The organism is Rubritalea tangerina (assembly GCF_042683245.1).
GTDB classification, from domain to species: Bacteria; Verrucomicrobiota; Verrucomicrobiia; order Verrucomicrobiales; family Akkermansiaceae; genus Rubritalea; species Rubritalea tangerina.
In genome coordinates, this window is record NZ_JBHUJB010000021.1 from 15,126 (window position 1) to 34,821 (window position 19,696).

The window sequence follows — 19,696 nt, forward strand, 5'->3', positions numbered from 1 at the left end:
GAAATGGGATGAGTGCGATGTTTGAACTAGCGAGTGATTTTAGTCCACAGGGGGATCAGGGGCAGGCGATAGCTAAGATGGTGAAGTCATTGCAAGCGGGCAATGGTCACCAATCTGTGCTTGGGGTGACAGGTTCAGGAAAGACCTTCACGATGGCCAATATCATCAAGGAGGTGAATAAACCGACTTTGATAATGAGTCATAACAAGACATTGGCGGCTCAGCTTTATTCGGAATTTAAGACCTTCTTTCCCAATAATGCGGTAGAATATTTTGTTAGTTACTTCGATTACTACCAACCAGAGGCGTACATACCGGCATCTGACACCTATATTGAAAAAGACTCGGCGGTGAATGATGAGATCGAGCGACTGCGACTCAGTACGATGGGAAGTTTGATCACGCGTGAGGATGTGATCGTGATAGCATCTGTGAGTTGTATCTATGGTTTAGGATCTCCCGATGACTACAAAGAGATGATGTTGCCAGTGAGTGTGGGGATGGAGATCGGGAGGGATGAGTTTTTAGCGAAGTTGGTTGAGTTGTTGTTTGAGCGCAATGACATCGCATTTCAGCGTGGTCATTTTCGGGTGCGAGGTGATGTGGTAGAGATTCGTCCAGCCTACCTAGAGGATACCGCGATCAGGGTGGAGTTTTTTGGTGATGAAGTTGATCGTATTTCTGAAGTGACGGCCACCAGTGGGAGCAAGCGTGGTGACATGGAGCATTATTTGTTCTTCCCGGCCAAGCAATTCGTGTCATCGGGGCCAAAGATGAAGGAGGCGATCAAGGCGATTCGCAAGGAGATGAAGGAAACGATTACTGCATTTGAGGCAGAAGGGAAATTAATCGAGGCTCAGCGTATTAGGATGCGGACGGAGTATGATATCGAGATGATGCAAGAGATGGGGTTCTGTCAGGGGATTGAGAATTATTCTCGGCACATCACGGGAAGAGAGAAGGGGGCGAGGCCATATACTTTATTAGACTTTTTCCCAGAGGATTACCTTTTGTTAGTAGATGAGAGTCATGCGACAATCCCGCAAGTGGGTGGGATGTTTGAAGGGGATAAGAGTCGGAAAACGATGCTGGTGAACCACGGTTTTCGTTTGCCGAGTGCGTTGGATAATAGGCCATTACGATTTAATGAGTTTATGGAAATGACGCATCAGCGGGTGTATGTTTCGGCCACACCTGGTCCCTTCGAAATGATTAATTCTAGGCCTGAGAATAAGAAGTTTATTCCATGGAGTAAGGGGGATATGTCAGCGAATCAGGCTATCAAAAAGATTCGGAAGCAGATCCATCCAAGTCCGTCATCTGAGCCTTTGGAAGAATTTGAGGTGGCTAAACGTGGAGCGACATTAATCGCTGAGCAGATTATTCGACCGACAGGTTTGTTAGATCCAGTCTTGACCTTGCTACCCTTGGAGGGGCAAATCGACAAGACGATAGAATTGTGTCATGAACGCATTAAGAATCATGAGCGTGTATTGGTGACGACCTTGACTAAGAAGACTGCTGAAGATTTGGCGGATTATTTAGAAAAGGTGGGGTTAAAGGCGCGCTATTTACACGCTGACATTGATGCGATTGAGCGGGTAGAGATTTTACGAGCATTGAGGGCTGCGGAGTTTGATATTTTGATAGGAATCAACTTGTTGAGGGAGGGGTTGGATTTACCTGAAGTTTCATTGGTATGTATCTTAGATGCAGATAAGGAAGGGTTCTTGAGAAACGAGACCAGTTTGGTGCAGACAGCGGGCAGGGCTGCAAGGCACGTTCATGGTGAGTGTGTACTATTTTGCGATACGGTTACTGACTCTATCCAGCAACTGCTCGATATCACACAGTACCGCAGGGAGATGCAGATTGCCTACAATGAGAAGCATGGCATTGAGCCTAGGAGTGTGGTTCGTTCTGTGCAGCAAAGTTTGCAGCAGTACTCTGAAGAGAATAGTGGTGGTGAAGCTCAGATTAGGGTTGCTGAAGATGAGGTGACATACAATGCCATGGAAGTTATTTCTGAGCTTGAAGAGGAAATGCGTGAGGCTGCTGGCAAGTTAGAATTTGAGAGAGCGGCGCATTTGCGGGATCAGATAGAAGAGCTTCAGCGGCGCGAAAAAGAGCGTAGTGAAGCTCAAGGTAAGAAACAGAAGGTGGACTACCGGGATATTTGATCTGTGAAAGACAGAAAAAGCGCGACAGCCCGGTGGCGTGTCGCGCTTTAGAGAGGATGAATGTTAGGTTGTGAGCGCTTAGGATGTCACGGCTGATCTATCATCGTTGAGGCCGGACTTCTCAAGGAAGTAATCGTATCCACCACTGTACTTTGTGAGTGTGCCATTATTGACGTGTACGGTGGTTTCCGCGAGGTTACGGATGAAGTGGACATCGTGAGAGATGAAGAGGAGTGTGCCCTTATAGGAGCGCAGTGCTTGAACTAGAGCCTCGATGGAGAGGAGGTCAAGGTGAGTGGTAGGCTCATCCATCAGCAGTAAGTTAGGCGGATCGACGAGGAATTTAACGAGGTTCAGGCGGGATTTCTCGCCACCAGAGAGTACGCGCACACGCTTGAGGACATCATTTTTACGGAAGAGGAAGGAGCCGAGAATGGAGCGAGCTTCATCTTCGCGAAGTTCTGGGTTGGACGCCAAGACTTCGTCGAGCACGGTGTTAGACTCATTGAGGGTGAGAGCACGGTGCTGAGAGAAGTAGCCAATTTTAGTAGCGTAGCCAATTTCGACATCACCTTCCTGGACATCTTCGAAGCCTGCGATGATTTTCATCAATGTAGATTTACCAGCACCGTTGGGGCCGACGAGGGCGATACGGTCACCACGTTCGACGATGAAGTCGGTTTTGTCGTAGATGATTTTGTCGCCGTATGCTTTGTGGACTTTCTTGAGTTCCGCGAGGATTTGGTTAGAGCGTGGTGGATCTGGGATGTTGAAGCGGAAAACTTTACGTGGTGCGATGGGTTTGACCAACTCACCTTTAAGTTTCTGGATCATCTTCATACGCTCATTGACTTGAGAAGCTTTTGATCCGACGTTGCGGAATTTATCTACAAATTCTTGGATGCGTTCGATTTCCTTTTGTTGGTTGCGGTACTTTTGGACTTTTTGGTCGTAGCGCTTTTCGCGTTCTTTTTCGTAGGTCGAGTAGTTACCTGTGTAGGAGATGAATTTTTGTTCATCGATTTCGTAGACGGTTTCGATGATTTCATCCATGAAGTCGCGGTCGTGAGAAATCACGAGGAGGGCACCTGGGTAATTCTGGAGGTAGCGTTGGAGCCAGATAAGTGAGATGAGGTCCAAGTGGTTGGTGGGCTCATCGAGCATGAGGAGGTCAGGCTCTTGGACGAGGAGGCGGGCGAGGTTGGCACGCATAATCCAACCACCAGAGAAGGAGCTTGCTGGTTGATCGATTTGTTCTGGTTTGAAGCCGAGGCCTGCGAGGATTTTTTTGGCTTTAGGTTCAAGTGAGTAGCCGTTATTGGCGTCGAAGGTGTCTTGAGCTTCGGCGAATGCAGGGTCATCGGTTTTGCCTGCGGCTTCGAGTTCACGCATGGTTTTGATGGCGTGAGCCATTTCTGGGGTGATACCGATGGCGAGTTCGAGCACGGTTTCCTCACCTGGGTCGCCAGCTTCCTGGGCGAGATAGCCAGTGATGGCGTATTCATCGATATCAGCTTCCCCTGCATCTGGTTCGTCTTGGCCGAGAATGATACGGAAGAGTGTGGATTTGCCTGCGCCGTTGGGACCAACAAGAGCGACGCGTTCGCCCCAGTTGATGGTCATTTTAGCTTCTTCGAAAAGAGTTCTCCCACCAATTGTCTTAGTGAGGTTGCGGATCGTTAACATGGTGGGAGACTTGCCGTGAATTACACTGATTTACAACTCAAAATTAGAGACTTGATGGCAAAATCTTCGTGAGATGAGGTCGTTAGGTCTAAGGAATGCGTAGACTTTCTAGTGGTTGTTACATGTGGCGGGCGAGAGCGTGATTTTTTTCATTTGTTCTAGTTGATTCTCATCTAATAGCTTGTGTTGAATTATTAGGATATGCTTACAAAAAAAGTGCAGCGTTTCCTTGACGGATGTGGGGTATTGTGGTTTTCTCCGCCCGCAGCGCAACACCACGTGTTTCAAAAGCACCCGTAGCTCAATTGGATAGAGCATCTGACTACGAATCAGAAGGTTAGGGGTTCGACTCCCTTCGGGTGTATTTTCTCTCTTGCAGAGGAGTTACACAAACAGTTGCGGTATTCAGAAAAAGCACCCGTAGCTCAATTGGATAGAGCATCTGACTACGAATCAGAAGGTTAGGGGTTCGACTCCCTTCGGGTGTATTTTCTGGAATGAAAATAGGCGAAGCCAATGGGCTTCGCTTTTTTGTTTTTATAAGGAGGTTGGCTGGGGGAGCTGGTGGGGATTAGGCGCGTGCGAAGATACACTTAAAGCCTTTGTCTTCGACTAAGGTGCGGTGAGAGCGGAAAGTAGTGCGTATAAGTTCCTCGTAGGGGAGGTGAAGGTTTGCGACGAGGTAGAGTGAGCCACCGGGCTTTAGGATGCGTGCGGCTTCACGAATGAATGTTTTACCGAGTTCGAAGCTTTGGTCTTGGGCTTCGTGGAATGGTGGGTTCATGACGACCCAATCGAATTGGCGACAGTGGTGGACGCCCGCTGTGACGTCGGCCCAGATGAATTCGGTATTTTGGTGATCTTGCAGGTTGCGTTTGGCACAATCGAGGGCGCGGGAGTCGAGTTCGTAGAGGACGAGTTCTCGGATGCGGTTTCTTGGGGTGTCGAGGATGGTTTTACTGAGGTAACCGTAGGCTGAGCCAAGGTCGGCGCCAGAGCCGAAGAAGGATTCTTTCTCGAGGATTCTGGCAAGGAGCTGAGATCCTGTATCGAGTTTGTCAGCAGAAAATACGCCGGGGGTGGTTAGCAAGGAAGTGCCCTTGATGGCTTTGGGTTTTGCGAGGCTGGCCCATTTTCGTGCGAGTGCTGTGTCTGGTGCGCAGGAGGCATCGAATATGCGGCATTTAGATTTGCTCGAGTTTTCAGATTCGGGGAAGAGTTTAAGAATGTCTTTTTTGAGGCGAGAGGCGCCCATGCGGTTGGGGACTACGCTGATCCAGCGACCGCCTTGATTGAGAAGTTGGGAATAGGTACCTAGTTGGACGAGGTTTTCAGTGGCATTTTTTGTCGCAAAGTGGACGATGGTGTCGAAATTTTCTTTGGTGTTGGGGTGGGAGGTCATCCCTTGTTGCGCCCAAAGTTTGTGTTCGTTAGCGAGGTAGTTGACTGCTGTGAGGTCGGGATGGTCGTGGTTCCATTTGCCCGGCGTACCCTGGAGTATGAGGGTTTTTCCGCTCGGTGGTGGTGCTAACTCAAAGTAGTGGTTGAGGGCACTGGTGCAGAGTTTGTTGGCGCTAGACATTGGGGCGGATCCTTAATGAGTCGATGTGCTAAGTCCAGTGAATTTGCGGACTACTGTGTAAAGGAAGCTTCACGGAGTAACCAACGGTTTTTTACGCGGGCGAAGTGTAATGTGGCTTCCAGCGAGACATCTGATTGGCTGCGGTTTTTTAGCTTTGTGCTCAGATCGAAATGTGCGCGTACTTTGGCGGTAGTTTTATTGTGGTTGACGACTTGGATGGTTTGGTTGTTCACAGAAATCCAGTCGGCAGTCTCGGTGAGGTAGAGCAGAGCTGTTTTGGCGCGTTGTTCGGGGAGGGTGATAGGTTCGTTTGTTGCATAGGTGTGGGAGAATGCATCACTCATCGTTGGGTAGCTGATTGTGATGGTGTCATCAATGAGGTCACGGAGCTTTTCTGCTTTGTAGGCGCGCTCAATGCGTCCGGTTCCTTTTTCCATTTCGACACATTCAAGCAGTTCAGTAGTGCGCCTTTTGAGCACTTGCGCTGAGGAGAACCACCAGAAGAGGGTCGCTAGTATGAGGCTTGCAAAGGTGACGAAGATGAGAAGCTTTGGTTTCATGGGAAAATTGAAATTTTAAATGATAGCATCGATAGGATCAATTTTTGTCAGAGTCTAGGGTATGTTGCTATCTTTGGATGCGCAAAGGTCTTTTCTTTAGTTTAGGGCTACTTATGTTAGGGCAAATGAGTTGTCAAAACCAGCGGCGAGCGGAGGTGGCACAAAACCCAATACCGGTGGTGTATTCGGAGAGGTCGAGCATTGATCTATTTGGATTTGAGCGCTTGCATCCTTTTGATATTAAGAAATATGACAAGATTTATAATGGCTTGGTGAGGGACGGGTTTCTTGATCGATCCATGGTTCATCAGGCTGAGATGTTAGGGAGAGAGGATTTATTATTAATTCATACGGAAGCGTATTTAGAGGATTTAGGTGATAAGCGCTTGGTTGCTGGCTATCTGGAGGCGCCAATTTTGGCTAAGGTTCCAGGTGTGGACATTCGGCGTCAGGTTGTGGAGCCTTTCATGATAGCTTCTGGAGGTACAGTGAAGGCGGGCAGATTAGCGGTAGAGCATGGTGCAGCGATTAACTTGGGTGGTGGGTACCACCATGCGATGCCTGGTCACGGTGAGGGGTTTTGTTTGATTGCGGATGTTCCAATTGCGATTAGAAAACTACAGGCTGAGGGGGTTGTAGTTAGGGCCTTGATTGTGGATACGGATATTCACCACGGAAATGGCAGCGTTGTTTGTTTGGGGGATGACGATAGCTGCTATACTTTTTCAATGCACGAGAGGCATCTTTATCCGCTGCACAAGCCAGAGGGTGATAGAGATGTTATCGTGCCTGAAGGTGTGAGTGATGAGGCATTTTGTGAGGTGTTAAGGAAGGAATTGCCTAAGATATTTTCTGAGGCGAAGCCTGATATTGTATTTCACGTAGCGGGTTGTGATGCCTTGGCTGGTGATCCTTTAGCGAATGGAGGAATGACCGCTGCGGGGATCGCAAAGCGTGATGCGATGATTTACGCGTATTGTAAGCAACACAATGTCCCGTATGTTATGACTTTGGCTGGAGGTTATTCCAAGGGAGCGTGGAAGGCTCAGTTAGAGAGCATTAAGAACTTGATGCGATAGCAGATAGGTGAGCGCTATTTCGCTCTTGGGTGTGCTTTATCGTATGCTTCTTTCATGCGCTTGGTGCTGACATGGGTGTAGATTTGGGTGGTTGAAAGCGAGGCGTGTCCTAGGAGTTCTTGAACAGATCGGAGGTCAGCACCGTTATCGAGTAGATGGGTAGCGAAGGAATGGCGCAATTTGTGAGGGGTGATGTGAATTGGGATATTTGTCATGCTGAGGTATTTTTTTAGCATGGTGCCAATCGAGGTGGTAGAGATTTGTCTGCGGCTTTTATTGATAAAAAGTGGGCCTTCGTGGACGGATGCGGCTTGGCGGTATTTCTGGACGGCGTTGAGTGCGTAGCTGCCGATTGGAACCATGCGCTCTTTTGCCCCTTTTCCCAAGACGCGAGCGATGCCTTGGGTGTGGTCGAGGTCATCGACTTTCAGGGCAGCTAATTCCGAGAGTCTCAGTCCGGTGGAATAGAAGAGTTCGAGGATGGCTGTGTCACGGAGAGGAAGCCACTCAGGAGCTTGTTTAGAAAGTTCAGCGTGGAGGGGAGCCTCGAGGAGCTCGATGATCTGTGATTGGTTGAGTACTGTGGGGAGTTTGCGTTCTTGTTTTGGTAATTGGAGTTCGACCAATGGGGATTTTGCGAGCCCTTGTCGGTGAACTAGGTATTTGTAGAAGGAACGCAGGGCTGAGAACTTCAATCGGATGGTAGAGCGGGCCATGTCACTCTGCATGCAATGGTAGAGGTAGCTTCTAAAGTCCTCGAGTTCGCATTCTAGCCAGCCGGGGAAAGTCGACTCCTCCATAAAGCTTTGGAAGGCGTGCAATGCTTGGGAATAGTTTCTGAGGGTGCGATCAGATGCCGATTTTTCGACGCGTTGGAATTGGATGAATGCGTCGGCGAGCTGATCGTCTTTGGTCATATGGGGGTGCTATTTGGAAGCGCAATCTGGGCAGGTGCCGAAGAATTCTAATTCATGGTAGAGCCCGGAGAATCCTGTGGATTCGGCAATTTCTTTTTCCAGTGCATGCACTGGGCAGGGAGCTTTGATAGCTTCAATTTTTCCGCATTCTGAGCAGATCAAGAAGTCTTGGTGTCGTCCTTCAAGGAGTAGGGTGAAGTAGGCTGCCCGCTCGTGCAGGCCAAGTCGGCGGACGATGCCTTTGTCCGTTAGGCGCTGTAGTAAGCGGAAGACAGTAGCTCTGTCACATTGAGTGTTGAGATTATCATGTTCAGAGAGTTCAGCCAAAGTCATGGGGCGGGGGGTCGCTAACAATGTGTCGACGAGAAGCTCTAGTGCTTTGGTTCGGCGTAAGCCTGATGCTCGACATTGTTCAATGATGCTGGCTGTGGAATGTGTCATCACAAAGAATGTGCTATGGAGCATGGAAATATGCAAGCCCTAGCAAAGGGGGGAGAGGGTGAAATGGCATTATTGATTAAGTATGCAGGGCTTATGTGCAATCGCACTTCAAAACTGACAAATGCTATTTTTTGGGGGGCATGATACATTGCGCTACAGGAAAGAAAGGTAGGAGCGAGAACCTTGTTTCTAAGCCAGCGTTTCTCTTCAGTCATGCCTAGGAGCGGGGATCCTAAATCACCGCCTTGCCAGTCAGTAAAGCATCTCCCATCGACCAGCAAATCAAATTGTCCACACCGCCTAGAGTTGCCTAACCGTGAAGCGCACTGTTGAGCTTTTGCCCGTGCCAGTGTGTATGGCTGTGACTTCATGTGAGCCCTCTTCAAGAATCAATGTGGGGTGGTGCGGGGTATTTTCAATATCGAGCGTGTGGCATTCCCAGCGGGTTCTCTCTGGGGCATTGGAAATCAAGCTGAGATATCCCCCTTGGTTGGGGAGGTCCGGGTCGAGCAGGTAGGTGGCATCTCGAGCAGGTGAGAGGATGCGCAGGTGGAGGTCAGTGCTGCGCGTCTTGCTTGCTACAAATCGATTGTCGGGTGATTGAGTGAGCCACTCGGTGAAGCGGTCATCGAGTAATACTTTACCGTCATTGGTGTAATCTTCTGGGGAGGCGTGTGTAGGAGTTTGAAGGGCGTAGGTTGTGACAGCGTGTTTGTAGCGCGGGTGGTTTGGGTGAAGGATCTTGCCGGTGTGAGGGTCGGTTGTGACTTGGGTGATTATGTCGGGTTTAGAAAACCAGTGATCTCGCTCGTTTTCATGGAGTTTGAGCATGCAGTGGTGGAAGATGGGGCCTGCTCCAGTGACTCCTGAGACTCCTTTCATTGGGGTGTTGTCGAGGTTGCCTATCCAGACACCTACAGTGAATGAGGCAGTGAATCCGATACAGAAATTATCTCTAAAGTCAGTGGATGTCCCAGTTTTTACTGCGCAGTTGAAGGGGAGTCGGAGAGAAGAGTTGGCGCCAAAGTTAGCTGAGCGGGCAAGGTTGTTAGCCAAGATGCTATTGATGAGGAAGCAGGCATTGGGGCTGGCAATTCGCGTTTGCTTGTTAGGGTGTGTATGTGGGGTGAATTGGTAATTTTGGTGGACGCCGAGGTTGGCGAGGGTGGCGTAGGCATTGGTGAGTTCGATGAGAGTGACTTCTCCACTCCCGAGGGTGAGGCCCAATCCATAATGGTGGTGGGATTGGGTGAGTGTTGAAATGCCCAGTGACTTGAGCAAAGTGAGCATGGGTTTGGCACCACCGAGGGAATTCAATGCCCGCACAGCGGGGGTGTTTAGGGAGTTACCCAGAGCGTGTTGCAGGCACACGGGGCCTTGATAGTCTCTAGAATAGTTCACAAATGCTTCAGGCCCTCTGACGCCGGCATACTGGGTGGGGATATCGGCAAGGATGGTTGAGGGTTCATAGCCGATTTTATCGATCGCAAGGAGATAGGTGAAGGGTTTAAGGGCTGAACCTGGAGAACGAGGAGTTAGAGCTGCGTTAAGTTGTCCTGCTTTTTGAGAGTTGAAATCAGCGGTGCCTACGATGGCTCTGACTTCTCTGGTTTTGTTGTCAATGATGACAATAGCGCCATTATGGGCGTTGTATGGTTTAAGTTTAGCGAGTTCATCTGATAGAAGGGTCTCGCAGAAACTCTGGAGTGTGGCATCAATACTCGAGGTGATCGTGTGAGAGCCGATTTGGCGTGAGGGAAGGATGAGCTGGCTGAGATGATGGGGAGGGCGTTCAGGACGGATGGGTACTAGATGAATGGGTTCCGCTTTAGCGCGGGCTATTCGTTCATCAGGGTAGTCAAATACCTGCTGCATGCGATCGAGGACCCAATCACGTCGCTTTTTTGCATTATTAGGATTCCGTCTTGGGTTGTGTCTTGACGGGGCTTGTGGGAGTCCCGCGAGAAGAGCGGTCTGGGCTAGGGATAAGTCCTCGAGGCTTTTGTCGAAGTAATGGAGGGCCGATTGGCGAGGCCCTTGGCAGTGGTTCCCGTAGTCGAGGTGGTTAAAATAGGCAGCAAGGATGGTGTCCTTGTCATAGGTCATTTCTAGGTGGCGTGCGCTCAAGGCTTCGACCATTTTATTTTTAAGAGTTCTGCTAGGTGAGCCAGACGTGAGTTTGATAGTTTGCTGGGAGATGGTGGAGGCGCCACTTACGAAGCGTCCGGCTTCAATAGAGTCTTTGATGGCTCGTAGGTTGGCTAGCGGGTCGATGCCGGAATGTTGGTAGAAGCGTTTATCTTCGGCTGCTAGGGTCGCATCGATCAGGGTTTGGGGGATGCCTTCTAGCTCGGAGGTTTGGGCCTGGTAGTGGTCGCTACGAGCGAGCTGATGGAGTGGCTTTCCCTGTCTATCAAGGATAAGGATAGATGGGGGTGGTCCCTGCATCGCGGCATGATTAAGTGGGAAAGCGAGCGGTACGAGGTACCAAGCAATGAGGCTAAGGAAAGCGAAGATAGCCAACACGCGGAAGGTAAGTCGCCAAGTTCGGGAGAGCTGGCGGATTTTTGACCTTCCGAGGTGTTGGTGTAATGGGATCATGCGGGTGGGTTACTCCTACTCCCCAGCAGTAGCATGCGGGTTTACTGTGGTGAATGTGTGCGCTTCAGAGAGCGCGTATTCTTCTGGATTATACATCGCTTCAGCTTTTGCTGGTGGAGCGTGAACCGTCCCTGCTGCAGTGACTCGAGCAAGGTAAGAGATGGTTTGTTTCTGAGACCCCCAGGAGCGATTCAGGAAGAAGAGTGTCCGTTCAGCTCTAAATTCTTGGTTAGAGATCCGGTAGTTTTTTTGAATTTTTGAGCTATGGATGCTGGCTTGTGAGGCGAATTGGTCGTTTACGGACTCGAGGATACTTGGCAGCGCGTCATCGATAGCGATGTATCGCATGCCAGCTGGCATGCCGACAGTGAGGCTGACTTTGATGAGGTCACCCACCTGTGGTTGTTCGAGAGGGATGGTTTGGCCTTTGGCATTGATGCGTTCGTATTTACGCTGGATGGATAAGCCATTGGCAGCAACTGGACCAGAAGGGGCAACTTCCGGCTTCGCACTTGCTTTGGCACGGATGTAGACTTTTTCGTCAGCATTGGCCATGAGAGTTTGGGCTTCAGCGAGTGGGAGTCTAAGTGATTTACTTGGTTGTTTGTTGGTCAAGGTGATGGTTTGGTTTCCTTGTGTGGTGGCGAGGGTAATAGTGCTGTTAGGGCGCTTTGCTTCGACAAAGCGGCCGTAGGCAGCCATTGCGTTCATTGCCCATCCATTGACCCAAGTGGTTCTCCAATGTCCCATTGGGTTTCTGTATTGGAGGAGTTTGAGCATGGTCTTATCAGTTTCGGCATTGGTTGGGTCAATGGTTGACCAGGCGAGGAGCTGTACGGGAATGTCAGAGCGGTAGAGCATCCAGTGGTTACGATCGGGCTGCGCTCCATCGTTGGTTAGGAGTTCGATTGCGAATTTTTTATCATCACCACTGAGGTGCATAGCAAGGGCTAGGAATGCTCTGGCTGAGTTTGTGAGGCTGTTTCTCTTTGTATAGAAGGCATTTTGAGCTGCGACATTAGGGTTGCCAGCCAGGGCTAGAACATAGAGGGCGCGGGCGCGGGTGTCGGTATGCCAAGAGCGATATTTAGGCTCTTTGGTAGTACCATTAGCAATTTTGGTGAGATATTGTGCGAGTTTTTCAATCGAGTCTTCTGGAGCTTCAGCTCCTTGTTGGAGTGCTAGAACTATCCCCATTCCACCGTAAACAGTGGCCCAATCTTCGGGGGTCTGGCCACCTGGCCAGTATGCGAGTCCTCCGCTGGGGGTCTGCATGCTAAGGAGGCGATCAACTCCTTTTTGCAGTGCTTTAGCGACCTCGGCATCGGATTTCTCTGCGAAGCTAGGGATAATGCCTTTAAGGTCATTGACTGCGAACCAAGGCATGAGGCTTGAAGTGGTTTGTTCGACGCAACCGTATGGGTATTTTAGTAAGTAGTCATAGGCGCCAGATGCTTCCAAAAGGAGTGAGTTAGAGAACTCTAGCTCCATATGACCGCGGCCATTCATGATGATGGGGTTCATGTTGGCTACAAGATTTGTAGTTGGGGATTGTGCATTAAGCCTGTGGAAGCGCGACTGACTGAGGAGGGGTCTAGGGTAGGCCACGGTGAAGGTGTTTTCTACCTTGTCGCTCAACTGTTTGCTTAGCTGAGTGTTCAGCTGTGCGTTATTGAGGGCGACAGGAGTTGCTGACCAAGTCCAAGTAGTGTCACCAGTGTTGATGAACTTTGCTGGGAAGCTCAGAGTGGCGGAACCATTTGCTTTGAGGTTGATAGTTTTTACCAGTGTATTGTTAGTGCTATCTGGGAGTTTGCAGAGGCTGTCGGCTTTGAGGCTAACTTCCCAGGTTCCCTCAAAGGTGCTTGTGTTTTCTACTAGGACTTTGGTTTCCAAGTGATCTCCTTCATTTGCAAATCTTGGTGGTTTGGGCACCAACATCAGGTCTTTCTTCACCGTGAAAGCTCCAGTGTTAGAACCAAAACAGTCTGCTTCATGGTAGGCGAGGGCTATTACTCTGTACCTTGTGAGGGTGTCGGGCACTGAGAAGTTGGCAACAAACTTCCCAGAAGCATCGGTGGTGAGTGTGGGAAACCAAGCTGCACAGGGGTCGAAATTGGTGCGGTTTTGGACTTCATCTTCATCACCCATTGCCAGGACGGGTACTGGGGCACCTCCGCCACCGATGGTGAAGCCTTTATTTGCCATGTAGCGATGGTCGGGGTTGTCATCGAGCAGCTCGCCAAGGGCAGTGCCGGTCTTCAGGGTCAGAGCGATTGGGGAATGGAAGAAATGAAGGGGGGATGGAGTTTGGTATCCCATCACTGCGAGGGTGCCTTCATCTTCCGCATAGAGGAGAACTTCTGCGTTACTTACTGGTTTCCCTTGATTGTCGAGGACTACGCCTTGGAGGGTGGTGTCGGCACCAGGTAGCACACTCTCTGATGGGGTGTCCAATGAGACGGTGAGTTGTTTGCTTGGGTCATCGACAGTGATTTCACAATAGCCGAGTTTGAGGGCTGGTTGCTTGTACTTTCTGGGGCTCATATCAGCGCCTCTAATAAGTAACACTGATACGAAGGCATTTGGTGCAAGAGCCTCTGAGATTGGGAACTCGATGACTGGGTTATTTGATTTAAGTTCTACTTGGAAGTGTTCGATGACGTTTTGTCTCTCCACCGTAACGAGGGCTGTACCCTCGATGGGGGTCATGACTAACAATTTGGCAGTATCGCCGACTTGATATCTTTTTTTCTCGCTGACGAGCTTGATGCGCATTCCTTGCTCGCTAGCCCATGGGTAGACACCTTCACCGTAGACGTAGAGTGTGCTTGCGGTTCGAGTGGGGTGGCCGGAGGAATCTTTTCCGGTGACGGTGAAGGTATAGCGTCCAGATGTTTTGGGGATGAAGTCGAAAGTTGTAGGGGTGCCTGGTTGGAACGCGAGCGAATGGGTGCCAATTTCTTCGACTTCCTTTTTATTATGGGTGCGTGTGGTTCCATCAGCGCCGAGAATTTTCACGGTTTGGTGGAATTCGCGCTCGATTGTGAGTTGGGCGTCGTGTTGCTTTTGGCTTTGTTTGCCATTGGTGTTAACGGCTACAAAGCGGATCTTGTGCGTGTCACCGACGCGGACGAGTGAGTCGTTTCGAGCGATGCCGAAATACAGAGCACTAGGGAAGAAAGTGGTGGAGTTTTTTGTGGTTAATGTTTGGTCGCGTGAATCCGTGACCTCGGTTTCAATGCTGATGTGTTGGGGTGTTGGGAAGTCTGGCTCTGGGATGGTGGTGTTGATGGTGGTAGTACCATTTTCGCTGAGCTGAGCATTTCCGTTATTGTGTTCGGTATCACGGTATCTGCTAGAGCTTCCATAACCAAAGTAGTGGCTCCAGTAGTAGGGGTCGTAGCTTCGGTGATCGCCGAATTGGAAGTCACGGAAGTTATCTGGATAGAATCCAATTTGGGCGACTGTGCTGAACCACTGGACTCTACCCTCGGCGACGGGGGTGCCCTGGTAATATTGGGCATTTATGTCTAGTTGAAGGTCGCGTTGGGCGATATCTAGCGGGTGGATTTTTGAAGTGATTTCGAAGGCGTTTCGTCGAAATTCTTGGACGTGGAAGTAGCGAGAGAATGTTTGGTCGTCATCGAGGTCCTTGCCTAGGACGGTGACTTTAAACTGGTATGCTCCGACTGTATTTTCCGGCAATGTGTAGGTATAGTCGAAGCTATTGCGGTCACTGAGGTCGAGTTCTTCGGTTTTGATTTCACGGTTGCGCGGGTCTCTGATGGAGAGCTGGATTTTTTTGCTTGGGGATAGTTGTAGTTGGTTGTCGAGGTGCTGGCGGACGACGCCTTTGAGCCGGACTGTTTCACCGGGGCGGTAGAGGTTGCGGTCGGTGATGAGTTGGACTTTGTGTTGCCAATTTATTTGTTCATCCCAACTGAAGTCGACTGGAAACCTCCACATGGAGACGGTGGAGAGTGAATTGTCGTAGGTGATAGCGAATTGGTCAGCGGCACGGGTAGCGATAAGGTGACGGTCGAGTTTGGTGTTAGGAATCTCGGCGATACCTTGAGGGTTGGTCTTGCGAGTGTGTAGGAGCGTGGCGTCTTCTCCATACATGCTGAGTGTGACATTTTCGAGGGGCTTACCAGTTTCGAGTGAGTAGGCGTAGACCCAAGTTTTTTTATCACTGAGTTTCCAAGCCAGGCCAATATCGGTGAGTTGGACGACTGATTGTACACAGCGCTTGAGGCCTGATTTTGAAGACATTCGTTTTTTCGGTTGGCCGGTAACAGAGATGAATGCGGAAGCAAATGTGGTGTTAGGTGGGAGGACGTCGTCCCATTCTATCTCAATTTGCTTGGAGGTATCGATGGCATTGTCGAGTGTGATGACTTTATCATAGATCGGGCTGCCTGAGATGAGTTCGAATGGGAGTGGGGCATTATCTTTGATGGTGTCATAGTCGTTGCCGTTGCCAGTGTAGTGGCGATAGCCTTGAAGGGCTCGGATGGACTCAGCTCCTTTCAATAGTTTGATGCGCACTCGGATCTCACGCATATTGACGGTATCAATTTTAAAGCTACGTGAACCTTTGGCATATTGTGCAGAATCATAACTGGCTAGAGCAATGCCGGACTCGACGTAATCGAACTTCACTTCTGACGTTGCTGACTTTCCTAACATGAGGCCATTTTTTGCGGCGAAGTCCGAATCGACGGTGACTGCCCAAGTGTCTTGAGTGTAGAAGTCACCGGTGATTTGCACTGTGTCGTCGTAGCGTCTATTGAAGTTTAAATTTTTGGGTGTTGGTGTGACTTTGATAAGTTCACGGAGGCCTTCAGTGACTAATGGGTCGGGGATGTCTGAGTTAAAGGTCACATAGATCGAGCGAGGACGGTCAGCGAAGACAGCAGGGATGATTTTTTCAACTTTGAGGGGGTCGATACTCCAGATGAGTTTTTGAGATTCTGATTTGGTTTTGCTTGTGCCTGCGCTATTGGTGATTCCTTTTTTCAGGACGAGCTTCCAGTCAGAGCCGACTGAAAGTGGGTATTGGGGAGTGGCGATGATGCCGTTAGGAATAGGTGCATTCTTCTCCCATTGAGTTTCAGCGGGGATGGTCTCACCAGCGCGTCGCTTGAGTTGAATTGTGAAGCGTTCATCCCATGTGGGTTTGATATAATATGTGCTTTCGAGGTCGGACCAGAGCGCTTGTCTAACAACTGCTGGGACTGTGCTTCCTTCCTTACTGATGTAGTAGAATTTTTTGTCTAGTTTAGTTGGGTTGACGGCGTCGTTGAAGCGGAAGTAGCTAATGGGCTTTCGGTTATTTCCTTTATTGTAGCGTCTGTGATAAGTCGAACCGAAGGCTGGGGCTTCGATCGTTCTTGTTTTGAAGTTAGGTACCTTAGTTCCATCTTGGTAAGTGAGTGTGTCGGAGATGTTGAAGGTGTATTTCGTACCAAGTTTGGGTGGGACACTCGGGTAGAAGGTTGCGATGTTGCGAGCCTGCCATTGGATTTGCCCTTCCCACTTTGGTTTGATCTTAAGGATCGTATTGTTAGTCAACTCGTTCAGCTGTGTTTCTGGCACGACGGCTTGATCGAAAGTGATGGTAAATTCTGACTCTGGAGCGAGTTGGGAGGTGCTGACTTTGAGCGTTGGTTGCGCGCAAAGGATGGGCGCAAATACCAGGGTGGTTAGGGCAAGGGACTTCATGACACAAGGGTGGTTCGTTCAAACAATACGTACGTTTCAAACAATGCTGTAAATTACACTAAATGTTAAAAAAATAGCAATAGAATATTTGTGATGGGAAAGTCACATTGTGTATGGGGGCTAGACTTGGTCTCTGAGTTGGAGGTAGCGTTTGTGACGTTTTATGAGGAGGTAGAGGGTGGCTGCTGTGATGCAGGTGAAGATGGTGATTCCTAATTTACAGCCGAAAATGAACTGGGTGGGGTCCTCTGAAACTTTGATAGTAGCGAGGATGTAGCCTGGGGAGAAGTGCATAGAGAGAGGTGAGAAACCGTAGATGAAGGATGAGACTTGGTCGCCAAATTTCCATGCTGAGAAGAGGAGAGCGACAGCAAGTGGGATGACCCAGACGAAGCATGAGATGGTAGCGGCGAGCTTGCGACCGAGATATTCTAGGCTGAGGGCGTGTGAGAGGAGAGTGCTTAAGGAAATTGCGATGATCATGTGCTCCACGGGGGTGATAGGTGTGCCGTCGAGAAACTGGGTGATTTCAGTACAGGTTGTGAAATGCTCGGTATAGATGATCCAACCAGCGATGGTAATGCTTGAGATAATGAGGCTGGTGGGGATGCCGCTGGCAGAATCTTTCCAGAGTGCGTATGGGTGGCCACCACGTTTGTCACGTTCACGGAGGCCGGCAAGGTAGCGAAATTTATCGGGGGTGTAGATGTATTGCAGCAAAATGGCCGTGGCGAAACCAATGATGCCGTAGAGGGAAAGGACTGTGGCGGCAATGAGTTCTGTGTTTTCCTCGATAGTTTGTTGGGCTAACTCGACTTCAGGTGAGTTAGCCTTGAGATCGATATCAAACATTGAGCCGTTAGTGGTATTGGCCCAGATGCCGCCGAGGACGATGGCATGCATGAGTACGGCGATGACGATGCATTGGAGTTTCGAGAGGAGATGTGAGCTTTCTAGTCTCCATCGTCTGAGCAGGATGCTGTAGAAAATCCATGCGATGAGGCACTGGAGGACGATGCAGTATACGGTGTGTGAAATTTCCCAGTAGTAGAACAAAGCGACTCGGCTTGTGTCGAACATTTCGATATTGGGTGCCATGATTTGGGCTGAAGCAAACAAGGCGGGTCTGATGGTCAGGTATTCAAAAATGACAAAGCCAAAATTAGAGAGTTGTGGGAGAGCGAAATAGAGAAGGGCTACGAGACCTTGTGAAATGAGAGCTGAGAAACGTTTGCCCATGATGAAGCCTACCGTCATGGCGAGGAGGTAGAACATGAGTGTAGAGGTGAAGAGGACAACGTATATGGGGAGCCAGACTTCGCTTGGAATATCACCAAGTCTGATAATGATGATGGTGACTGGGAGGGTGGCAAAGAAATGATAGAACTGTCTCACAGGGAGCCCGAAGAGGTAGCCGATGATTTTTGTCGCTGGGCTGAGTGGGGTGAGACGCTGGTAGGTGAGTACTTCATCAATAGACTCGCGCGCCATGCCAGAAGCGACCTCGCCAGTGCCGACGAAGTTCATGATGAAGAGCTGCAGGAGTACGATGAAGCCAAATGGCCAGACCGCAGTCTCGGTGAATGGTTTGTCTGTGTATGATTGGGTATAGCCAAGAGCTATCAGGAAAAAGAGAAATGAAGTGCCTCCATAGAGGAGTACACCTGTGACTAACGAGCTGAGTCTTAGTCGTGATCGGCGGTATCTAATAAAGATGGGGTTACGCCAGATTTGCCAGCATTGTGGCAGGTCTTTTAGAGCTTCGGCTTGTTCTTTGTCAGACATGGAAGTGAGAAAGGTGGTTGCTAATGGCCGTCGTATTCGAGGTCTAACAATATTTCCTCGAGGCTGCGTTGGCGTTCACTTACGCGACATGCGAGGTAGCCTTGGGTAATCATCCTACGGAGAAGCTCAGCGAGGTCTGATTCTTCGCCCTCGAAGTGGAAGCTAAAGTGGGTGGCGTCCTCCCCAAGGATGTTAGATACATACTCTTGAGCTAGTAGCCATTCTTTCCAGTGCATGTCGGGTGGTTCTGCGAGTCGGATTTTGATTTCAGGCAAGAGGCCGGTCATGCGGTGGAGGACGTCATGGACTGGACCTGAATCTAGGAGGTGCCCTTTGTGCAGGATGCCAATTTCATCGCACATCTCAGTGAGTTCAGGCAAGATGTGTGAGCTTATGAGCACGGTGGCGCCGTGAGATTTACAGATATTTCTGAGGATGTTTCGCAAGCCGACACGTGATTTGATATCCATACCACTGGCGGGTTCATCCAGGATGAGGAGGCTTGGGCGGTGGAGTAGAGTTTTGGCGAGGACGAGTCGTTGCATCATGCCGCGGGAGAGGGATGTGCACATGGCATGGTATTCGGAATGGAGGTCGACGAGGGCAATGCATTCATCGATACGCGTGCTTTTTTCTTTGCCGCTGAGGCCGTGGGCTCCAGCGAACATATCGAGGAACTCCCAGACTTTTAGGTCGGAAGCAACTGGGGCCATGTCTGGCATGTAACCGATGTTTGCCTGAGCGAGTCTTTGGTGGGTGACGATGTCGTGGCCATTGAGGTAGATCTTCCCGAGTGTTGGTTTGAGGAGTGATGCAAGGGCCTTGAATGTGGAGGTTTTACCGGCACCATTCGGGCCGACGAGGCCGTAAATGACACCACGCTCAATATCGACGGACATATTATCGACAGCGAGGTGTGATCCATAGTCGATTCTAAGGTCTTGGATGGAGATGGCTGGAGGTGTTGCTAATTGTGGACCAACAGGTTCATCTGAAGTGAGGGTGTCAGCGGGAGATGGCATGAACTATTACCAATAGCATGAATTGCTAGATCACGTTAGAAAAAAATAGGGGAATCTATTGTGGTGTCAGCTAAGTTCTCAACATCGTTGTATTATTTCAGATGTTGCGGTTGATA

Annotated in this window: 11 protein-coding genes and 2 tRNA genes; 4 read left to right on the plus strand and 9 right to left on the minus strand. The window is 49.8% G+C overall.

The features are described 5' to 3' along the window. Positions 1-8 precede the first annotated feature (8 nt). Positions 9-2,180: an excinuclease ABC subunit UvrB gene (uvrB, locus tag ACFSW8_RS04350; protein WP_377090261.1), complete on the plus strand. Its 2,172-nt coding sequence runs from the start codon at positions 9-11 to the stop codon at positions 2,178-2,180. Between the two features lie 78 nt (positions 2,181-2,258). Here the strand turns inward: uvrB and ACFSW8_RS04355 are convergent, their stop codons facing one another. Further along, complete coding sequence (locus ACFSW8_RS04355) at positions 2,259-3,866, minus strand: ABC-F family ATP-binding cassette domain-containing protein (protein ID WP_377090262.1); 1,608 nt, start codon at positions 3,864-3,866, stop codon at positions 2,259-2,261. A 290-nt stretch (positions 3,867-4,156) separates the two neighbouring features. Between ACFSW8_RS04355 and ACFSW8_RS04360 the strand changes: the two genes are divergently transcribed. Then, positions 4,157-4,230: transfer RNA gene (locus tag ACFSW8_RS04360), tRNA-Arg, on the plus strand. Positions 4,231-4,280: 50 nt separating this feature from the next. Beyond that, positions 4,281-4,354: transfer RNA gene (locus ACFSW8_RS04365), tRNA-Arg, on the plus strand. 83 nt (positions 4,355-4,437) lie between these two features. Here ACFSW8_RS04365 and ACFSW8_RS04370 read toward each other — a convergent pair. Together ACFSW8_RS04370 and ACFSW8_RS04375 are read right to left on the minus strand one after the other, a co-directional pair. After that, the gene (locus ACFSW8_RS04370; protein ID WP_377090265.1) at positions 4,438-5,448 is read right to left on the minus strand and encodes a class I SAM-dependent methyltransferase; all 1,011 of its coding nucleotides are present in this window, start codon (positions 5,446-5,448) and stop codon (positions 4,438-4,440) included. A 50-nt stretch (positions 5,449-5,498) separates the two neighbouring features. Beyond that, a complete protein-coding gene (locus ACFSW8_RS04375; protein ID WP_377090266.1) occupies positions 5,499-6,008 on the minus strand; it encodes a hypothetical protein in 510 nt (169 codons plus the stop codon). Between the two features lie 77 nt (positions 6,009-6,085). Here ACFSW8_RS04375 and ACFSW8_RS04380 point away from each other — a divergent pair, with 77 nt between their 5' ends. Beyond that, positions 6,086-7,087, plus strand: a complete 1,002-nt coding sequence (locus ACFSW8_RS04380) for a histone deacetylase family protein (RefSeq protein ID WP_377090267.1) — start codon at positions 6,086-6,088, stop codon at positions 7,085-7,087. Positions 7,088-7,101: 14 nt separating this feature from the next. Here ACFSW8_RS04380 and xerA read toward each other — a convergent pair whose 3' ends face one another. The 6 genes from xerA to ACFSW8_RS04410 all read right to left on the minus strand — a co-directional run bounded on the left by xerA (position 7,102) and on the right by ACFSW8_RS04410 (position 19,580). After that, a complete protein-coding gene (gene xerA, locus ACFSW8_RS04385; protein ID WP_377090268.1) occupies positions 7,102-8,004 on the minus strand; it encodes a site-specific tyrosine recombinase/integron integrase in 903 nt (300 codons plus the stop codon). Between the two features lie 9 nt (positions 8,005-8,013). Next, on the minus strand, positions 8,014-8,445 hold the full coding sequence (locus ACFSW8_RS04390; RefSeq protein ID WP_377177556.1) for a Fur family transcriptional regulator: 432 nt from the start codon (positions 8,443-8,445) through the stop codon (positions 8,014-8,016). Between the two features lie 300 nt (positions 8,446-8,745). Further along, positions 8,746-11,046 (minus strand): penicillin-binding protein 1C, encoded by a 2,301-nt coding sequence (pbpC, locus tag ACFSW8_RS04395; protein ID WP_377090271.1) that lies wholly within the window; start codon positions 11,044-11,046, stop codon positions 8,746-8,748. Between the two features lie 15 nt (positions 11,047-11,061). Next, the gene (locus tag ACFSW8_RS04400; RefSeq protein WP_377090272.1) at positions 11,062-16,773 is read right to left on the minus strand and encodes an alpha-2-macroglobulin family protein; all 5,712 of its coding nucleotides are present in this window, start codon (positions 16,771-16,773) and stop codon (positions 11,062-11,064) included. A 120-nt stretch (positions 16,774-16,893) separates the two neighbouring features. Beyond that, entirely contained in the window at positions 16,894-18,558 is a 1,665-nt protein-coding gene (locus ACFSW8_RS04405; protein WP_377090273.1) for a hypothetical protein, read from the minus strand. 20 nt (positions 18,559-18,578) lie between these two features. After that, a complete protein-coding gene (locus ACFSW8_RS04410; RefSeq protein ID WP_377085673.1) occupies positions 18,579-19,580 on the minus strand; it encodes an ABC transporter ATP-binding protein in 1,002 nt (333 codons plus the stop codon). Positions 19,581-19,696 lie beyond the last annotated feature (116 nt).